This window comes from Aggregatibacter segnis ATCC 33393 (genome assembly GCF_000185305.1).
In the GTDB taxonomy this organism is placed as follows: Bacteria; Pseudomonadota; Gammaproteobacteria; order Enterobacterales; family Pasteurellaceae; genus Aggregatibacter; species Aggregatibacter segnis.
In genome coordinates this window covers 1,900,305-1,919,335 of the sequence record NZ_GL622200.1, presented here as the reverse complement: position 1 = coordinate 1,919,335, position 19,031 = coordinate 1,900,305, and the positions used below count along the sequence as shown (strand labels likewise).

The following is a 19,031-nucleotide window of genomic DNA, read 5'->3' as shown; positions in this document are numbered from 1 at the left end:
CTTTAATGAAATAAAGTGCGGTCATTTTTTTCTATTATTTTTTATTTTCTAGCAAGTGGTGGAACGAAACAAATGCCCATATCCCAAGGTTGTTCGATCCATGTGTTTTGTGGGATATCAACTACATAATCATCAACTAATTCAGCGCCGGCTGGTTTTGCGAAAACAGTAACGAAATGAGCATTTGGGTACATCTCACGAATAGCGCGTGCAGTGTTTCCGGTATCTACTAAATCGTCAATGACGATAAATCCTTCTCCACCGTTTTCTAATTGAGCTGCATGTAAGACCTGCAATTCACCTTGTTTATCGTGGTTATAGCTAGCGATACAAATGGTTTCTACATGACGAATACCTAACTCACGGGCAAGTACTGCGCCAGGAAATAAACCGCCACGGCTGACTGCGACGATGCCCTTCCATTGGGAAGCTGGAAGTAAACGTTCGGATAATTTGCGTGCGTGCATATGGAACATATCCCACGTCACAACATATTTTTCACTCATAAACACACCTTTTAAAAATTTTACGGGCATCGCCCTGGAAATAAAAATTGCGTTAGGATAACCCGAAATGGCATTTTATGCTATTATTTTCCCTAATTTTTTAAGGAGGAACTATGTCAGAAATACAACAATTAAGTCCGAATTTATTATGGAAATGGTTTGATCAAATTTGTGCAATCCCACATCCATCCTACCAAGAAAATGAACTTGCGGAATTCATCATCAACTGGGCAAAAGGGAAAGGGTTTTACGCGGAACGTGATGATGTAGGCAATGTATTAATCCGTAAACCGGCAACAAAAGGCATGGAAAATCGTCAAAAAGTTGCTTTACAGGCGCATTTGGATATGGTGCCGCAAGCGAATGAAGGTAGCTCACATAATTTTGCCACCGATCCTATCCGTCCTTATATTGATGGTGAATGGGTGCGTGCTACAGACACGACCTTAGGGGCGGACAACGGTATTGGAATGGCATCGACGTTAGCCATTTTAGACAGTGATGATATTGCCCATCCCGATTTAGAAGTGTTACTCACCATGACAGAAGAACGTGGCATGGAAGGGGCTATCGGATTGCGTCCAAACTGGCTACAAAGCGACATTATGATTAACACCGACACAGAAGAAAACGCAGAAATTTATGTGGGTTGCGCCGGTGGCGAAAATGCGAATGTGACATTGCCGGTGGAATATCAAGACAATGCCTTCTCTCACAGCTATCAAATTATTCTTAAGGGGTTACGTGGCGGACATTCCGGTTGCGATATCCATACTGGACGTGCCAATGCGATTAAAGTGCTTGCGCGTTTCTTAGCAAAACTCACCCAACATCAACCGCACTTTGATTTCCTTTTAAGTGACATTCGCGGCGGTTCTATTCGTAACGCTATTCCGCGTGAAGCGTTTGCAACGTTGAACTTCAACGGTGACGTGGCTCAACTAAAAAGTGCGGTGGAAAATTTTGCTGTTTTATTAAAAGCTGAACTGGCACTAATTGAACCGAATCTTACGTTTGATTTGCAGCCTGTTGAGAAATCTGAGAAAACCTTTACTGTGGCTAGCACACAACGTGTGATTCATTTCTTGAACGTGCTACCGAATGGTGTGATTCGTAATAGCGATGTATTAGAAAACACCGTGGAAACATCCCTCAGTGTTGGCGTATTAAAAACAGAAGAGAATCAAATTAAAGCTACAATTTTAGTACGTTCACTTATTGATAGCGGCAAAGAATATGTTGCCGAGATGTTGACATCGCTTGCTTCATTAAGTGGTGCTTGTGCTGAATTCTCCGGCTCTTATCCGGGCTGGGAGCCACAGGCACATTCACCAATTGTTGATTTAACCCATAAAATCTATGCGGACGTCTTGGGCTATGAGCCAACAATCAAAGTGATTCACGCCGGTCTGGAATGTGGTTTACTGAAGAAAATCTATCCGAATATGGATATGGTATCCATCGGGCCAACAATCAAAAATGCGCACTCACCGGATGAGAAGGTTCATATTCCGGCGGTACAAATTTATTGGTCTTTGATCACGAAATTATTAGCAGAAATTCCGGTGAAATAACTTCGTTGGAAAAAGAAAAACCCGCTCTTGATGGAGCGGGTTTTCTCTTTTTATACGCTTCAAAAATGCATTAAAAACTGACCGCACTTTTTAATTTTTTCAGTGCGTTAGTTTCTAGCTGACGAACACGTTCTGCTGAGATGTTATATTTTGCAGCCAAGTCTTGTAAAGTTGCTTTGGTTTCATCCAACCAGCGGGCTTTGATAATGTCTTGGCTACGTGCATCAAGATTATTTAATGCCACCACAAGTTGATCAGTGGCTTGTGCTTCATAGTTTTCATTTTCTAACTCCGCGGCAAAATTGGAGCCTTTGTCTTCCAAGTACAACGCCGGTGCGTAGGTTTCTTCATCATGATCGTCTGTTGGCAAATCAAACGCCACATCAGCACCGGTCATGCGTGATTCCATTTCCACCACATCTTGTGGAGAAACGCCTAACTCATTTGCCACCATGTCCACTTCGTTTTCATTAAACCAACCTAAGCGTTGTTTGGTTTTGCGTAGATTAAAGAACAACTTACGTTGCGCTTTGGTCGTCGCAACTTTCACAATACGCCAATTACGCAAAACGTATTCGTGAATTTCTGCTTTGATCCAATGCACTGCGAAAGACACTAAGCGAACACCTACTTCCGGGTTAAAACGCTTAACTGCTTTCATTAAACCGATATTGCCCTCTTGAATTAAATCCGCTTGCGGCAAGCCATAACCGGAATAACCACGGGCAACATGGATAACGAAGCGCAAGTGAGATAACACGAGTTTTTTTGCTGCTTCAATATCTTCGTTGTAATACAAACGTTCCGCGAGTTCCTTTTCCTCTTCCGCCGTTAACATCGGGTATTCATTCGCTGCGCGAATATAGGCTTCTAAGCTTCCTTGGGGAACTAACATCATGGTTTGAGTTTCTTTATCCATCATCTTCCTTCTTAGTAAAGTCACCAGGCTTGATTGAGAGAGCCCAGTTATAACACAATTTATGAGAATTTCAATCGGTTTTAGCGATTGGAATTCGTCTTTTCATCGTTTATATGACCAATTTTTTGCCTGAAAGTTCGTTTATTTTACTAAAAAACGACCGCGCATCATGAGGTAAATTGTCCCTAAAATCAATAGTCCAATCATCGTCGAAGCAAACCAAAATAGGGATAGGCCAATAACGCTTAGGATAGGGTCTGATGTACCTTGATAAATATGTAATCCTACGTTTGCCATGGATGCTAGTCCAAACGAGAATGCCCAAAATGAAACCATGAAACCATTTTGGAATAGCCAAGGCAATAAACGGATTAAGAATAACAGTTGCAATACACCATAACCGACGAACAGCTTCACCAATAAATCCACCTCACCACCATTTAACGTTAAGTAAGTGGAACAACCCACAAATGCCGGTGCAAGTTGAATACCTATCGCTGGACGTACGGCAGGTGCAACGGGTTCTAAATTGCGTAAGCGATGCAAAATTGCCGGTTCAAGGCTTAGCCACGAAAACATGCCGGCACCAAAAAAGAGCATTCCCAACTCGCTATACCCCAAATAGCCTAATGCTGTGCCGCTGACAAAATTAGTTGCTACGGTTGGTAAATACATAATCGGTGTTGCGGCTTCTGCTTTGTGAATGCCGCGCCATAACCCAGCAACGCGGAAAGCGGCGAAACCTAACTGCCCTATGATCCCTAATGCGATTAATCCTATGGATAATGGGAAGGCATATGGCAAGACAGCCAAGCCAATTAAAATGGTGGTGATGGGAATTAAACTGATAAAACAGCCCAGAATTAAGTGATGTAATTCTTCTTTGGCTTGTTGAGGGAAACGTAACCATTTCACGCCATAAGCCACAATAAATATCAACCAAATGATAGTCGCTAAACCTAGCAAGGTTTCGCTAATAATCGAAGGTAGTCCTGCAGTATGCGTGCCATAACGCCAAGCCAAGCCTAACGCGGATAAGCCTAAAACAATACTGAAATAATTGACGGGAATAGGAAATGGTTTTTGCTGTTCCATTAGTGAGCCTCAATGTGATAACACAAGTCTTGTTCAATCACGCGCAGTAATAAATCAATATTCGGGTGTTTACCTGGAAACTGACGGGCATCTTCCGTATGCTCAGCGAAGAGTTGCAAGCCTTTCTGTGCAGAAGTGCGGTCTAATTTCCCGTTAAATTCCTCTGCCAGTGCGTTATACACCCGTAATGAACCTAATTTTCCAGGCGCAGCCGGAATTTGATGAATCTGTTTACCGTTTTCTAAAATGTTGATTTCACTCAGATGTTCAATTGTCGGTAATGCGACTAAAATTTCGTTAAATGTCATGGTGTTCCTGTAATTAACTGATGGTTTGTTGACTATCCACTTCACCGTACTTACCGATAAAACGTACTTCCGGTTGTAATTGAATATCGAAGCGAAGTGCTACCAGATGATAAATGTGATGTGCCAATTCAACGATATCAGATGCGGTGGCATTGCCTTTGTTTATAAGAACCAAGGCTTGCTGTTGATGTACCGCTGCGCCGCCGATTTGGTAGCCTTTTAAGTTGCATTGGTCAATAAGCCAACCTGCGGCTAATTTTATGCTGCCGTCTGCTTGTGGGAAATGCGGAATCGTCGCGTATTCTTGTTGTAGACGCTCAAATTGTTGGGCGGAAACAACAGGGTTTTTGAAGAAACTGCCTACATTACCAAATTGTTTCGGATCGGGTAATTTACTTTGGCGAACGGCACAAATTTCTGAAAAAATGTCCGCAGAACTGACCGCACTTTTATCTAGGTTTGCCAAGTTGCCATATTTCAATACCGGTTTCCAATCTTTTGCCAGTTTTAATCCGACGGCTGTCACCACATAACCTTTTACATATTTATGTTTGAATACACTTTCCCGATAACCAAACTCGCATTCGATATTGGTTAAACGGAATTGCTCGCCGGAGGCTAAGTTTAATACCTCTACATAGTCGCACACATCTTTAAATTCAACGCCGTAGGCACCGATATTTTGGATGGGAGCGGAACCAGCGCAACCTGGGATTAAGGCGAGATTTTCCAAGCCGTAAATGCCTTGTTCGATGCTCCATTGCACCAAATTATGCCATACTTCGCCACCATTAACGTGCAGATAATGGAAATGCTGGTCTTCTTTGTGTTGAATGCCGAGCAGGCAGTTAATGAGCACAGCACCGGCAAAATCCTCAATAAATAACACATTGCTACCTTGCCCCAAAAACAACACGGGCAGATTTTCTTGTTGGCACTCGTCCCATACCTGTTTCAGTTGAGGAATGGAGGCAATTTTAATGATTTTTTCGGCATGCGCCGGAATAGCAAAGGTATGAAACGATTGTAAATTCTGCATAATTTCCTCTGAATTAAGATGATGTGTGCGCCAACGTAACTTTTACTTCTGTGCCGCCACTTGCTTGATTAGTAATGGTGAGCTTGGCGTTGAGTTGTGCGCTACGCTCGTGCATGATGTTAAGTCCGTAATGTCCATCCGGTTCTTCTAAACTTGGAATACCAATGCCGTTATCACGCACAATGAGTTCTTGTTCGCCATCTTCGTTGGTACGAGCGATGACTTCAATGAGCGTGGCTTGTGAGTGTTTAATGGCATTGAGTACAGCCTCGCGTACGATTTGCAAGGCGTTGACTAATTGTTGTGCATTAAAACTTTGCGATGGTAGGGAACAATCTACGCTCATTTGAATGTCTGTTTGATTGCGTAAGGAATCAATCACTTGTTCTAGCGCGAGTTTCAAATTGGCTTCCTGAATGGTTAAACGGAAAGTGGCTAACAGTTCGCGTAACTGGCTGTAACCGTCACTCAAGGCTTGTTCAAACTGTTTAATGATCATCAAACTTTTGTGTTTAGAATCTGGTTCGTCTTTATTTAAGTTATGCTTAAGTAGAGTCAGTTGAATTTGTAAAAATGCCAAAACTTGCGCCAACGAATCATGTAATTCACGCGCAATAATAGAACGTTCCTCCATGAGTAATAGCTGTTCTTGTTGACGTTGTGTGCGCTGGAAATATAAGGAGCGGCTTAGCATTTGCGCTAAGTTTTGCATGGTGCGTAAATCAGGGCAAGGAAGCCCTGCTTGCCAATACAACACCGCTAAGGTTTCCCCTTCAATGGTCACTTCTGTTTGTTGTAATTCCAAGTCGTCATTTTTCTCACCTAAGCAAATGTGCCAATGTGCCATATCCAATACATCTAGCTCCAGATAGCGCAAGTGTTCGCTGAGCATGATGTTTTGTAAGACTAATTGCAAAATTTTACTGTCAATTTTATTGGTTGTGACAAGTTGTGAACAGTGATACAGCGTGCTTAAAGAGTGGTTAGTTTGTTGTAATTTTTGGGTTTTTTCATTTACCGTCGCCTCCAAGCTGGAATATAACTTGCTTAAATCCGAGGCCATTTTGGTAAACGTGCGTGCCAAATGGCCTAACTCATCTTCTTTCTTAAGATCTAGCGGAATATGATTGAATTGCCCCATTTGAACTTGAATACTGGCGCGCGTCAGTTGCTCCAATGGTGTCACGACGGCTTTGCGAGTATACCAATTTACATAAGACACCATGGCGACGATGAGTAGCATCGAAAAAATAATGACGCATAATGCCCAAATCCATCTTTCTTCCGCTGAATGTTGTAAGGCGAACACGAACCGATCCACTTGCGCCACATAATTAGCAATATTTTGTTGATACTCAGAAAAGTTGCCTTCTCGTGCAAGACATTCCATGCCTTCCCAGCGTTTAATCAAATTGCGATAGGCATCTTTTACTTCTTGTGAGGCGAAAGGATGATAATTAATTTCTATCAGGGATTTTGAATGCAAACTGACGCGATATTGACGTAGGCTTGTTTCCACCATTTGGGGATTATGTTCGATTTCATAGAGTAAGCGGTAACTCTGCATCCGTAATGAACCAGACACATTAATTGCTTCTGCATAGGAACGATTACCTTCCATTAGTGTTAAACTAAATGCGCTGATAATGCCAACAAAGATAATAATTACGATGAGATAGTTGGCTATGCGGGTAGAAACAGAATGCTTGATTTTCACAATAAAAAACCTTGGTGGAAAATGTGCCGCTAGTTTAACAAAAAGTGCGGTCTCTTTTATAAGAGTTTTTTAGGGAGAATGAGAGCAAACCAATAATAGAGTTTGATCTAAAACAAATTGAAGACAGAAGGTGAGGTAAATACTTATTTGTAGTTATGTTAATTGGCTGTGAAGGAATTAACATACAGGATCTAAAAATAGATTAATAGGTAAAGACGAATGACAACGCCTGATGTTTCACGGCGCCATTTTTTACGTGGTTCTTTCTTGTCATCGTTACAGACAGAACAACAAAAAGTCCAAGGTTTTAATGGTATTCGACCACCTTGGAGCAAAGATAACCAAGTATTTATTCAGCATTGCACCCGTTGTGACGACTGTATTGAAGTGTGTGAAACGCATATTTTGATTAAGGGTGAGGGCGGTTTTCCGCAAGTGCAATTTAGCCAAGGCGAATGTACTTTTTGCCATAAATGCGTGGATGTTTGCAAACAACCGATTTTCCGTTTAATAGAAGAGAAACCTTGGGAACATAAGGTAGAAATCACCTCTTTATGCTTAACGCAACAGAAAATCGAGTGTCGTAGCTGTCAAGATAACTGTCCGGTAAATGCCATTCGATTCCGCTTACAAATAGGTGGTGTGGCACAGCCGATGGTAAACGTGGATAACTGTAATGGGTGTGGCGCCTGTTTAAACAGTTGTCCGGTGAATGCAATAAAAATTACATATCCTAACAACGATGAATGAAACTGAAGTTTTAACCATGGAAGAAGCGAAAGACTGGCACGTCGTCGGTTTGGTGGTGCAAGGAAAACCCCAAAAAATACCCGCGATTCGTACCGCACTTTTAGCGATTCCAAACACAGAAGTGCCAACCTTTGACGAAAAGATTGGTAAGATTGTTGCTGTTATGCAATCTCACGATCAGCATATCTTGCTTAACAACATGGAATCTGTGAAAGATATTGACGGTGTTATTACCGTTTCGCTGATTTATCATCAACAGGATGAACAGCCTGAATAACTCAAAAATCATATAGTGGGGGGAAAACACTATGAATTTAAGTCGTAGAGACTTTATGAAAGCCAATGCTGCTGTTGCTGCAGCTACGGCTGCCGGATTAACTATTCCGGTAAAAAATGTAGAAGCCGCTGAATCCGAAATTAAATGGGATAAAGCCGTTTGTCGTTTCTGTGGTACCGGTTGTGCCGTATTGGTAGGAACCAAAGATGGTCGCGTTGTAGCATCACAAGGTGACCCGGATGCAGAAGTAAACCGTGGTTTAAACTGTATTAAAGGTTATTTCTTACCGAAAATCATGTACGGTAAAGACCGTTTAACCCAGCCGATGCTACGTATGAAAGACGGCAAATACGATAAAAACGGTGATTTTACGCCAGTTAGCTGGGATGTCGCATTTAAAACCATGGCAGAAAAATTCAAAGCTGCTGTGAAAGAATTAGGGCCAAACGGTGTGGGTATGTTCAGTTCCGGTCAAAGCACCATCTTTGAAGGTTATGCTAAAGCTAAACTTTGGAAAGCCGGTTTCCGTTCTAATAATATCGACCCGAATGCGCGCCACTGTATGGCATCCGCAGCAGTAGCCTTTCTGCGTACTTTCGGTATGGATGAACCGATGGGTTGTTATAATGATATTGAGAATGCTGAAGCTTTCGTGCTTTGGGGTTCCAATATGGCGGAAATGCACCCAATTTTGTGGTCTCGTATTACCGACCGTCGCTTATCCAACCCAGATGTGAAAGTCGCCGTACTTTCAACCTATGAACATCGTAGTTTCGAGTTGGCTGACTATAGTCTAGTCTTTAAGCCACATACTGACTTAGTGATTTTAAACTACATTATCAATTACTTAATTCAAAACGATGCGATTAACTGGGATTTCGTCAATAAACACACCAAATTCAAACGTGGTGAAACCGATATCGGTTACGGCTTGCGTGATAATCACCCATTGCAAAAAGCGGCAAAAAATCCGAACAGCGGCAAAATGTATGACAGTAACTTTGAGGAATTAAAAGCCCTAGTTGCTGAATACACCTTAGATAAAGCCCACGAAATGTCCGGCGTACCAAAAGATGTGTTGGAAAACTTGGCGAAATTATATGCTGATCCAAAACGTAAAGTGGTTTCTTATTGGACCATGGGTTTCAACCAACACACTCGCGGTGTGTGGGCAAACCACTTAATCTATAACATCCATCTATTAACCGGAAAAATTTCTATTCCGGGTTGTGGTCCGTTCTCCTTAACCGGTCAACCGTCTGCGTGTGGTACAGCCCGTGAAGTAGGTACCTTTATTAACCGCTTGCCGGCAGACTTAGTGGTTACCAATCCAAAACACCGTGAAATTGCAGAAAAAATCTGGAAATTACCTGCAGGACTTATTACGGATGTATTAGGTTTCCATGCTGTTGCTCAAAGCCGTGCATTAAAAGACGGTAAAATGCGTGTGTTATGGCAAATGTGTACCAACAATATGCAAGGCGGTCCAAATATTAATGAAGAAACTTTCCCGGGCTGGCGTAATCCGGACAACTTTATCGTGGTGTCCGACCCATACCCAACTGTTTCCTGTTTAGCCGCAGACTTAATGCTTCCAACAGCAATGTGGGTAGAAAAAGAAGGTGCTTATGGTAACGCAGAGCGTCGTACTCAATTCTGGCGTCAACAAGTCAAAGCACCGGGTGAAGCGAAGTCTGACGTATGGCAATTAGTGGAGTTCTCTAAATATTTCACCACCGATGAAATGTGGCCGGCAGAAATTCTAGAGAAAAATCCGGAGTACAAAGGCAAAACCTTATATGAAGTGTTGTACCGCAATGGTCAAGTGGATAAATTCCCACTAAGCGAGCTTGCAGAAGGCCAATTAAATGATGAGTCTTACCACTTCGGTTTCTATTTACATAAAGGCTTGTTTGAAGAATACGCATCATTCGGTCGTGGTCATGGTCATGACTTAGCGCCGTTCGATATGTATCACAAGGCACGTGGTTTGCGTTGGCCTGTTGTGGACGGTAAAGAAACCTTATGGCGTTACCGTGAAGGCTTTGACCCGTATGTGAAAGAAGGTGAAGGCGTGGCGTTCTACGGTTACCCGGATAAAAAAGCGATTATTCTTGCTGTGCCTTATGAACCACCTGCAGAGTCACCGGATGCTGAATACGATTTATGGTTATGTACCGGCCGTGTGTTAGAACATTGGCATACAGGTACCATGACCCGCCGTGTACCGGAATTGCACCGTTCTTTCCCGAACAACGTTGTTTGGATGCACCCGAACGATGCACAAAAACGCGGGTTGCGTCATGGCGATAAGATTAAGATCGCTTCACGTCGTGGCGAAATGATTTCTTATTTAGATACTCGTGGTCGTAATAAAGTACCGGAAGGTTTGGTTTATACCACTTTCTTTGATGCAGGACAGTTAGCCAATAAATTAACATTGGATGCAACTGACCCGATTTCCAAAGAAACCGACTTCAAGAAATGTGCGGTAAAAGTGGAAAAAGCTTAAAAAATAATGGGAAAACAGACCGCACTTTATGGTGCGGTCATTAAGACAATGAAAAAACCAACAGTAACACCTGATCGCCGAAAATTCCTCAAAGAAGCAACCCGTACTGCGGGCGGTTTAGTTGGGCTCGGCCTTTTATTAGGTTTACAACAAAAACAAAGCTTAGCCCGTGAAGGTGTGGCGTTACGTCCACCGTTTGCTATTGAGGATGACGAGAAGTTTGCAGCCGCCTGTATTCGTTGTGGTCAATGTGTGCAAGCTTGCCCATATGATATGTTGCATTTGGCATCCTTACTTTCTCCAATGGAAGCCGGTACGCCATACTTTATTGCGCGAGATAAACCTTGTGAAATGTGTCCCGATATTCCTTGCGCTCACGCTTGTCCAAGTGGTGCGTTAGATCGCTATGCACAGGATATTAACGAATCCCGTATGGGGCTTGCTGTATTGCTAGACCACGAAACCTGCCTTAACTGGCAAGGTTTGCGTTGTGATGTATGTTATCGTGTTTGTCCTTTAATCGACAAAGCGATTACATTAGAAAGCCATCGTAACGAGCGTACCGGTAAACACGCCGTGTTTATTCCGACCGTTCATTCTGATGCTTGTACCGGTTGTGGTAAATGTGAAAAAGCTTGCGTATTGGAAGAAGCGGCAATCAAAGTATTACCGATGTCTCTTGCTAAAGGTATGTTGGGTAAACATTATCGTTTAGGTTGGGAAGAAAAATCGAAAGCAGGACATTCTCTTGCACCGGACGATTTGATTTCTATGCCGACCCGATTACCGGACGGAATACCAACACCTGCGGGTGCTATTCCTGCAACAGGTGCTGAACAAATTCCAGAGCCTGTTTTGGCACCGGTATTAGGAGGTAAGTAATGGCTAATGCACCAAAGTTTGCTGGACGAGAAGCCAGAGAAAAACTGGGCTGGTGGTATGCTAATCGTTTCCTATTTTGGCGACGTGTAAGTCAGCTAAGCATTTTGTTGATGTTTTTAAGCGGACCTTATTTGGGTGTTTGGATTTTAAAAGGCAATTATAGCGGAAGTTTGCTTTTCGATGTTATTCCGTTTAGTGATCCGTTAATTACCTTAGAAAGTCTGGCTTCTGGCCATTTACCGGGTATTCTGACTCTCAGCGGTGCATTGATTATTTTTATAATCTATGCGTTGTTAGGTAGTAAGGTTTTCTGTGGCTGGGTTTGTCCGTTAAATGTCGTCACCGATTGTGCGGCTTGGATTCGCCGTAAGTTGGGTATTCGTCAAACGGCAAAAATTCCACGCAGTTTACGCTATGCTATCTTAGTCATGATTTTAGCCGGTAGTGCGGTAAGCGGTTTGTTACTATGGGAATGGGTGAACCCCGTTGCTGCATTAGGAAGGGCTTTAATTTATAGCTTTGGTGCAACAGCGTGGTTAATCTTAGTTGTTTTCTTCTTTGATTTATTCATTGTCGAACACGGATGGTGCGGACACCTTTGCCCAATCGGCGCAACCTATGGTGTTATCGGTGCGAAAAGTCTGCTTCGGATCAAAGTAATTGACCGAGCAAGATGCGATAATTGCATGGATTGTTATAACGTTTGTCCGGAACCACAAGTGTTACGTTCTCCATTACACGGTAAAAATAACGAAAGCCTGCTTGTGCTTTCTCAAGATTGTATCAGTTGCGGACGTTGTATCGATGTTTGCGCTGAAAAAGTATTCACCTTTAGCCATAGGTTTAATAACGATATTCCTGTCGTCAATTTAAACCAATAAAAATAAAAAATTTCCATCATTCGGGGGAGTGATTAAAATGACTAGAAAAAACCTCTTTGCTTTTAGCGGTGCTGTATTCGCGGCATTGTTTGCGACTTCTGTCATGGCAGAACAATCAAACAGTGGTGCCGGAGACTTTTTCAATAATTCACCGGAAAGTGTTGCACCGGCATTCCACGATGCACCGAAACAAAGTGAATTACCTGCATTAAATTATGTTAACCAACCACCAATGGTGCCACATAGCGTAAAAAACTATCAAGTCACCAAAAATGTTAACCAATGTTTGAACTGTCACAGCGTTGAAGCCTCTCGTGTTACCGGGGCAACGCGTATCAGCCCGACACACTTTGCTGATCGCGATGGTAATATCGGCTCCAGTTCATCTCCTCGCCGTTATTTCTGTTTGCAATGTCACGTTTCTCAATCTGATGTTGAGCCAATCGTGCCAAATGAATTCAAACCAATGAAAGGTTACGGTAAGTAATTAAGGGGCGATTATGTCAGATAAAAAAGCAAATATTCTCATTCGGCTTTGGCGCTGGTTTAGATCACCTAGCCGTATAGCGGTTGGTACGATTATCGTTTTATCTTTTATCGGCGGTATTTTATCCTGGGTCGGCTTTAATTACAGTTTGGAACAAACCAACACGGAACAATTCTGTTCAGGTTGCCATACAAATGACGCTTATCCGGAATATTTACACAGCGTACACTATCAAACGCGTACCGGTGTAGGGGCGAGCTGCCCGGATTGTCACGTACCACATGAGTTTGGCCCGAAAATGTGGCGTAAAATGGTGGCGGCAAAAGAAGTGTATGCCCATTACATGGGTTGGACCGATACTATTGAGAAATTCAACGCTCGTCGTCCGCACATGGCGGAAAATGAATGGGCGCGTATGAAAGCTAATGATTCTAAAGAATGTCGTAACTGCCATAAAATGGATCGCATGGATTTCTCTCAACAAAAAACGGTGGCGCAAAAAATGCATAAATTTGCTCAAGAAAACGGCAAAACCTGTATTGACTGCCATAAAGGTATTGCACACAACTTACCGGATATGAGTAAAGTTGCTCCGGGTTGGTTGCAAGGTGCTGAGGTTGAGCCGGCTGAGTCAAAAGACAAAAAATAAACCGGTTCAAAAACGTTGAGTTTTTTGACCGCACTTTAAAGTAAAAATAGGCACCTTGAAGGTGCCTATTTTGATCTCCCCTAAATCTATTTTACCTTCTGTGTAAACGCCTTATCACTTAATATACGCAATGGTTGCATATCGCTATTACCGACAATCACACGGGTTGGATCAGAACGCAGACAGCTGCCGGCATAATGTCCACCTACGGTGAAAGTACACACCTGTACATACTGCTCTTCGACTTTAGGCAAGCACCATAACTGTTGATAAATGTTCTCTTGTTTACCAAAACGCCCATTTGTACTGTCTAGCACGCTTTTACATTCACCAATCAGTTTCACATTATCACCACGTCTCCCGGCAATTGGTTTTTGTGCATAACCGTTGGCAATTAATGCTGGCGTGAGCTCAAACCCTGCCTCCAACAAATAACGATGATTGGGAAACAATGACCACAACACCGGTAAAATAGCTTTGTTACTTGGAATAGCCGTCCACAAGGGTTCATAAACCAATACTTCTGGGCGAAGTAATACATCAATTAACCGCACTTTATCTTCCGGATAACCGGTACGAATCGGTGGGGCAACCTCGCGGCCCGTGGCATCCTCGCGTAATTGTTCCAACACGGTTTCCCACGCCCAGGTTTTCCATACGCTTTGGACTCGCTGATTTTCATCATCTAATAACTGCCCACGAATATCCCAATGTAGCCCTTCTGTGCCGTGAATAATCTTTGTGTTAAAACCGGCTTGGATTAGTGCATCACGCATAAATAGGGCATGGTAATCTTCTTCGGCATCGTAGTCCTGCATAATATGTACGAGTGGTGTAGCACGGCTGTGTTTCCAACTGTCCGCCAACGCATTACGTAATCCTTCGCTCGGGTCATGCCCTGCTGTGATGCCAGCTTGTTTTGCCCATTGTGGCAAAATTGCGCCTGCTTCAGCATGACAAGATGCGGAATCGGCATTGTATTCATACACCTTCAAACCACGCTCATCGAGACAGAAATCTAACCGCCCAGTGATGGTTTGATAACGACGATTTTGCCAAGATAATCGCAGGCGAGGCCAAAGCAGTTTTGGGATATTGAAATATTGCAATAAGTTATCGTCTTTAAGCACTTTGTCGGTGGCGTGTAAATACATGAGGTGTAATTCATTCGTGGCGCGAATCAATTCATGCTGTGCACTTTCTGAAAGCACAAAATAACGATATTGATCACCATGATTCACAATATGCCCTTGCATTGCTTTAACGTAAGCTGCCTCTAGTGGTTTTGTTTGATCAAGCCAGTTTGCTGAAAACTGTCCTTGGTTCTCAATGTGTTCTGCATAAATGTTGAGTTTATTCGGCTCCGGCATAGGTTGTGGTAGGCTGAATTCCTCGTTGTCCGTTTGAATCATCCAACCGAGGATTTCTGTATCATCAAAGGTATCATGTAAGCGATAGCCATCCTCTGTAATCGTCATCGGCAATTCACGGGTCCATTGTTGACCACTCGGCAGGCGGGAATGAATCACATTTTGTTCCGCGATGCGTACTTTATCTGTCAGCACTTCGGTGATAATCGCCACATGGCCGGTATGTTTGAACTCGCCACCTTCCTGCCAGATCAGCAATGCACCACATTCTGGCGCTCGCTTTCCGCCATTGGCAAAGGCTTGTAGTGGTAACAACGCGTCATTAACCACTTGGCGTAGAAAACGCAAAGAAAAAATTTCGTACGCCATGCCAACATCGGTGAAGACCATGCCGTAATTGAGATAAAGATAGCGACGGGCGAATTCCACACATTGCCACTTATAGCCCATGTATTCGCCACCCAGGTAGCTACGAAAAGCGGTGTCGTCAGGGTATTCCTGCGCATCTGCTGTGTTGTAATCTGAAGAGTAAATGGCAACGCCGCCGGGTGCATAACCCAATAAGCTGCCGAAGGGATCATGTGTTGCGATATTAGGAGAACGATCCGGCATAACAACTCCGAAAGAGTAAATTAAAACCGTAGTATAGATCTTTTATTTTTTGCCCCCCAACGAATTTATCAAAAAAAAATCACCGCACTTTGGCGGTGATTTAACTATTTATTCAGTAATGCGGTGAGTTTTTCAAATACGCTTTGTGGTGTAATATCGATCAAACTTTGATGATATCCTTCCGCGCTGTCGGTGCTTTTACGCACTTTAATCAAATCGCCTTCAATTAAACGGATGATTTCCGCTTTATCTGACAGTGGTGGCGTATACGTTGGGCTGGTTGGGCCGTAAAGCGCCACCAATGGGCGATCTGTAGCTGCCGCGATGTGCATTAAACCACTGTCGTTACTCACGATCGCCGTGCAGTGAGCAATTAAATCCACAGCCTGATTCAGATTAGTTTGTCCCGCTAAATTTAAACAAAACGGTTGCAACTCGGCAGGCAATGCATTGCGAATTTGTTCGCCGGCTTCTACGTCTTTCGGGGAGCCAAACAATTCCACGGCATAGCCTTTTTCAATCAGCATTTCCGCTAATTTCGCGTAATGATAATGCGGCCAACGTTTTGCCGGGCCAAATTCGGCCCCCGGACAAAAACCAATAATCGGGCGATTGCCTAAAAGTGCGGTCTGGTTTTCAAATGTTTTTAAGGTTTCTGCCTGTTGTGTTGGCTCAACGGTTAAGTAAGGTTTTAAGACAGGAATATCTGCCGCTTTCGGCACCGCATTTTTTTCAAACGCCAATGCCACATAACGCTGCACCATCATTGGGTAATCCCGTTTGTTGTTACGTAAGTCATTGAGCAGAAAATAACGACTTTCCCCTTTCCAACCACGACGCACGGCAATTTTCGCAAATAAAGGGATAAACGCGGATTTTAAAGAGTTCGGCAAAACAATCGCCATGTCATACTGATGACGTAACGCTTTGCCTAAACGATAACGTTCACATAGCGCAAATTTGCCGTGTCCGAGCGGCATTTCAATGGCGTTACGCACTTCTGGCATGCGTGCCAGCAACGGCTTACACCAGTTCGGCGCCATCACATCAATTAGGCAAGTTGGATATTGCAGTTTAAGTTGTTGATATAAGCTGTGCGACATCATCATATCGCCGACCCAAGAGGGGCCGATAATTAGGATATTCATGTTTTGCCTTATGCTAAAAGTGCGGTTAAAAAACATAATGAATTTTAACCGCACTTTCTTTTTGTTTTGAATGGAGAGGTGTAATTATTTATTCAACCACGCCATATATTCCGCTACGCCTTCTGCCACGGTTTTAAACGGTTTATCGTAGCCGGTAGCACGGAGTTTGGTTAAATCCGCTTGCGTGTATTCTTGGTAGCGGGATTTTAAATGTTCCGGGAATGGAATGGTTTCCACTTCGCCTTTTCCGTGGAATTTAATCACCGCTTTTGCTACTTCAGCAAAAGATTCTGCGTTACCGGAGCCACAGTTGAAAATACCGGAAATGCCGTTTTGCCAGCACCAAATATTCACTGCGGCGACATCGCCCACATACACGAAATCACGGCGGAAGTGTTCGCTACCGGCGAAGAGTTTCGGATTTTCACCTTTGAGAATTTGATTATTTAAGTGGAACGCGACACTTGCCATAGAGCCTTTGTGGCCTTCACGTGGGCCGTACACGTTGAAATAACGGAAGCCGCACACCGGTGATTGCGCTTCAGGTAAAATCGCGCGCACATATTGGTCAAATAAGAATTTGGAATAGCCGTACACATTCAATGGGCCTTCAAATTCGCGTTCTTCGCGGAATTCGGTTTTGTCGCCGTAAGTGGCGGCACTGGACGCGTAGAGGAATGGAATTTGGCGATCTAAGCAGTAATGCAACAACTCTTTGGAATATTCGTAGTTGTTATGCATGATGTATTTGCCGTCCCATTCTGTGGTGGCAGAACATGCACCTTCATGGAAAACGGCATCGATGTCGCCTAAATCATCGCCGGCGATAATGGAGGCGATGAAATCTTCTTTGTCGCAATAATCAGCGATGTCTAAATCCACCAAATTAATGAACTTTGTGCCGTCTTTTAAGTTATCTACCACTAAAATGTCTTTACGACCCATGTCGTTTAATGCTTTGACGATATTGCTGCCAATAAAGCCTGCGCCACCGGTTACGATAATCATAGTTCTGTCCTCTTACTAGATATGAAAGTTGTCGCTCATTGTAATTGATTTGCTCACCAAGGTAAAAGTATTCGCAATCAAGTTAGGCTTGATTGTTCGCCGATTGATGCTGTTAGAAAAGCCAATATTCAAAAAATGTTGGTTTTTGTGTGATAGGTTTTAAATGTGTTTTTTCTTATAAAAACGTCGCTAAAAACAACCGCACTTTTAGTCCCCAATAACTTGTCCAACCGGTTGTCGCCAAATCCATTTTGCCGTGACGTAAAATGATAATGGAGGGAGTAACGCCCACATGCCATTGCGTTGCTAGTTCACCCTGAGGATCGTTAACCGTGGTGAAACCATATTGATGTTCCGTCAGGTAATTCGCTACATCTTGTGCAGAACCTGAACGCAATGCAACGGAAACCACAGGATAGTCTTCTTTTGCCAGATCATTAATTGCTGATGAGGTGTAACGACAGTAGCTACACCAGGTTCCCCAAAAGTAAAGTACCGTAGGCTTGTCTTGATCCAGTTGTGGCAGAAAAAACGGGTTGCCTTGTAAATCGTATAACGCCGTGGCGTTGAGATTATCCGGTACAGTCGGTTTGCGAATAAAATCCAAGATACTGCTCATGATCAGTAAAGTGAGCAATAAAGAAACCGTATTTTTCAATAATTTTTTGATATTAATCGATGTCATGGCGGTCTTTGGCTTCGTGTTTGGTGCCTTTAGCTAACATTCTGAGCTGTAAAATCAACCGCTCTTTTAACTGTTCCCGTTCTGTTTTACTCATGTCCAAGGCGTTGGCGCCGGCAGTAAAGACAATGGTTACCATGCCTTCCGCCTGCACGTAGGCAATGTATTGGGAATAGTTGTTTTTGTGAGCGATGTACTCTGCCAGTTCATCAATGAAATGTTTGATTTCACGGGCGGCTGCGGTACGGAAGGATTGGGATGTGCCGGAACTTTCGCGCAATAACAGGCGGAATACGTTTGGGCTGTTATTAATGAATTCAAAGAAGGTTTCCACCGAAATCACAATGACGCTGCCGCCGTTGGCGATGCGTTTACGTGCCTGTCTCATGAGTTGACGTAGGGTTAGCCCCGCTTCGTCAACCATGGTGAGACCTAATTCGTTCATATCGCGAAAATGTCGATAAAATGAGGTCGGTGCAATGCCGGCTTCGCGAGACACTTCCCGTAGGCTTAAATTGGAAAAACTTTTTTCCGCCGTCAGCTGGTTGAACGCGGCATCAATGAGAGCTCGACGGGTTTTTTCTTTTTGTTGTGCGCGAATACCGACCATGCTTT

19 protein-coding genes are annotated in these 19,031 nt (G+C 43.3%); 8 read left to right on the top strand and 11 right to left on the bottom strand.

What is annotated here, in order from left to right:
• Window positions 1-41 precede the first annotated feature (41 nt).
• Window positions 42-506 carry a xanthine phosphoribosyltransferase gene (gene gpt, locus HMPREF9064_RS00470; RefSeq protein WP_032998038.1) on the bottom strand — a complete coding sequence of 155 codons (465 nt, stop codon included), beginning with the start codon at window positions 504-506 and terminating at the stop codon, window positions 42-44.
• A gap of 113 nt (window positions 507-619) precedes the next feature.
• Between gpt and HMPREF9064_RS00475 the strand changes: the two genes are divergently transcribed.
• Window positions 620-2,080 carry an aminoacyl-histidine dipeptidase gene (locus HMPREF9064_RS00475; protein WP_006719807.1) on the top strand — a complete coding sequence of 487 codons (1,461 nt, stop codon included), beginning with the start codon at window positions 620-622 and terminating at the stop codon, window positions 2,078-2,080.
• Window positions 2,081-2,150: 70 nt separating this feature from the next.
• Here the strand turns inward: HMPREF9064_RS00475 and rpoH are convergent, their stop codons facing one another.
• The 5 genes from rpoH to narQ form a co-directional block, all read right to left on the bottom strand.
• Complete coding sequence (rpoH, locus tag HMPREF9064_RS00480) at window positions 2,151-2,999, bottom strand: RNA polymerase sigma factor RpoH (protein WP_032998036.1); 849 nt, start codon at window positions 2,997-2,999, stop codon at window positions 2,151-2,153.
• A 141-nt stretch (window positions 3,000-3,140) separates the two neighbouring features.
• Window positions 3,141-4,094, bottom strand: coding sequence for a dicarboxylate transporter/tellurite-resistance protein TehA (gene tehA, locus HMPREF9064_RS00485; RefSeq protein WP_006719803.1), 954 nt, complete (start codon window positions 4,092-4,094; stop codon window positions 3,141-3,143).
• The gene (locus tag HMPREF9064_RS00490; RefSeq protein ID WP_006719801.1) at window positions 4,094-4,402 is read right to left on the bottom strand and encodes a DUF2322 family protein; all 309 of its coding nucleotides are present in this window, start codon (window positions 4,400-4,402) and stop codon (window positions 4,094-4,096) included. Before HMPREF9064_RS00490 ends, tehA begins: the two co-directional genes overlap by 1 nt.
• A gap of 13 nt (window positions 4,403-4,415) precedes the next feature.
• Window positions 4,416-5,441, bottom strand: coding sequence for a UDP-N-acetylmuramate dehydrogenase (gene murB / locus HMPREF9064_RS00495; RefSeq protein WP_006719799.1), 1,026 nt, complete (start codon window positions 5,439-5,441; stop codon window positions 4,416-4,418).
• A gap of 13 nt (window positions 5,442-5,454) precedes the next feature.
• Window positions 5,455-7,158: a nitrate/nitrite two-component system sensor histidine kinase NarQ gene (gene narQ / locus HMPREF9064_RS00500; RefSeq protein ID WP_006719798.1), complete on the bottom strand. Its 1,704-nt coding sequence runs from the start codon at window positions 7,156-7,158 to the stop codon at window positions 5,455-5,457.
• A gap of 219 nt (window positions 7,159-7,377) precedes the next feature.
• Between narQ and napF the strand changes: the two genes are divergently transcribed.
• From napF to HMPREF9064_RS00535, 7 genes are read left to right on the top strand one after another with little or no spacing between them, the layout of a single operon-like run.
• A complete protein-coding gene (gene napF, locus HMPREF9064_RS00505) occupies window positions 7,378-7,908 on the top strand; it encodes a ferredoxin-type protein NapF (RefSeq protein ID WP_006719796.1) in 531 nt (176 codons plus the stop codon).
• Window positions 7,901-8,185, top strand: a complete 285-nt coding sequence (locus HMPREF9064_RS00510) for a chaperone NapD (RefSeq protein WP_006719794.1) — start codon at window positions 7,901-7,903, stop codon at window positions 8,183-8,185. Before napF ends, HMPREF9064_RS00510 begins: the two co-directional genes overlap by 8 nt.
• Window positions 8,186-8,216: 31 nt before the next feature.
• Window positions 8,217-10,697, top strand: coding sequence for a nitrate reductase catalytic subunit NapA (gene napA, locus HMPREF9064_RS00515; protein WP_006719792.1), 2,481 nt, complete (start codon window positions 8,217-8,219; stop codon window positions 10,695-10,697).
• A gap of 48 nt (window positions 10,698-10,745) precedes the next feature.
• Window positions 10,746-11,579, top strand: coding sequence for a ferredoxin-type protein NapG (napG, locus tag HMPREF9064_RS00520; protein WP_032998218.1), 834 nt, complete (start codon window positions 10,746-10,748; stop codon window positions 11,577-11,579).
• Window positions 11,579-12,460, top strand: coding sequence for a quinol dehydrogenase ferredoxin subunit NapH (gene napH / locus HMPREF9064_RS00525; RefSeq protein ID WP_006719789.1), 882 nt, complete (start codon window positions 11,579-11,581; stop codon window positions 12,458-12,460). The genes napG and napH overlap by 1 nt, the downstream gene beginning before the upstream one ends.
• Before the next feature lie 37 nt (window positions 12,461-12,497).
• On the top strand, window positions 12,498-12,947 hold the full coding sequence (locus HMPREF9064_RS00530) for a nitrate reductase cytochrome c-type subunit (protein WP_006719787.1): 450 nt from the start codon (window positions 12,498-12,500) through the stop codon (window positions 12,945-12,947).
• 13 nt (window positions 12,948-12,960) lie between these two features.
• A complete protein-coding gene (locus HMPREF9064_RS00535; RefSeq protein ID WP_006719784.1) occupies window positions 12,961-13,596 on the top strand; it encodes a NapC/NirT family cytochrome c in 636 nt (211 codons plus the stop codon).
• Window positions 13,597-13,682: 86 nt separating this feature from the next.
• Here the strand turns inward: HMPREF9064_RS00535 and gss are convergent, their stop codons facing one another.
• The 5 genes from gss to fabR all read right to left on the bottom strand — a co-directional run bounded on the left by gss (window position 13,683) and on the right by fabR (window position 19,026).
• Entirely contained in the window at window positions 13,683-15,578 is a 1,896-nt protein-coding gene (gene gss, locus HMPREF9064_RS00540) for a bifunctional glutathionylspermidine amidase/synthase (protein ID WP_006719782.1), read from the bottom strand.
• A gap of 104 nt (window positions 15,579-15,682) precedes the next feature.
• A complete protein-coding gene (gene waaF, locus HMPREF9064_RS00545; protein ID WP_032998034.1) occupies window positions 15,683-16,726 on the bottom strand; it encodes a lipopolysaccharide heptosyltransferase II in 1,044 nt (347 codons plus the stop codon).
• 84 nt (window positions 16,727-16,810) lie between these two features.
• Window positions 16,811-17,734 (bottom strand): ADP-glyceromanno-heptose 6-epimerase, encoded by a 924-nt coding sequence (gene rfaD, locus HMPREF9064_RS00550; RefSeq protein ID WP_006719779.1) that lies wholly within the window; start codon window positions 17,732-17,734, stop codon window positions 16,811-16,813.
• A 175-nt stretch (window positions 17,735-17,909) separates the two neighbouring features.
• The gene (locus HMPREF9064_RS00555) at window positions 17,910-18,410 is read right to left on the bottom strand and encodes a protein disulfide oxidoreductase (protein WP_032998216.1); all 501 of its coding nucleotides are present in this window, start codon (window positions 18,408-18,410) and stop codon (window positions 17,910-17,912) included.
• Window positions 18,406-19,026, bottom strand: coding sequence for an HTH-type transcriptional repressor FabR (gene fabR / locus HMPREF9064_RS00560; RefSeq protein ID WP_006719775.1), 621 nt, complete (start codon window positions 19,024-19,026; stop codon window positions 18,406-18,408). Before fabR ends, HMPREF9064_RS00555 begins: the two co-directional genes overlap by 5 nt.
• Window positions 19,027-19,031 lie beyond the last annotated feature (5 nt).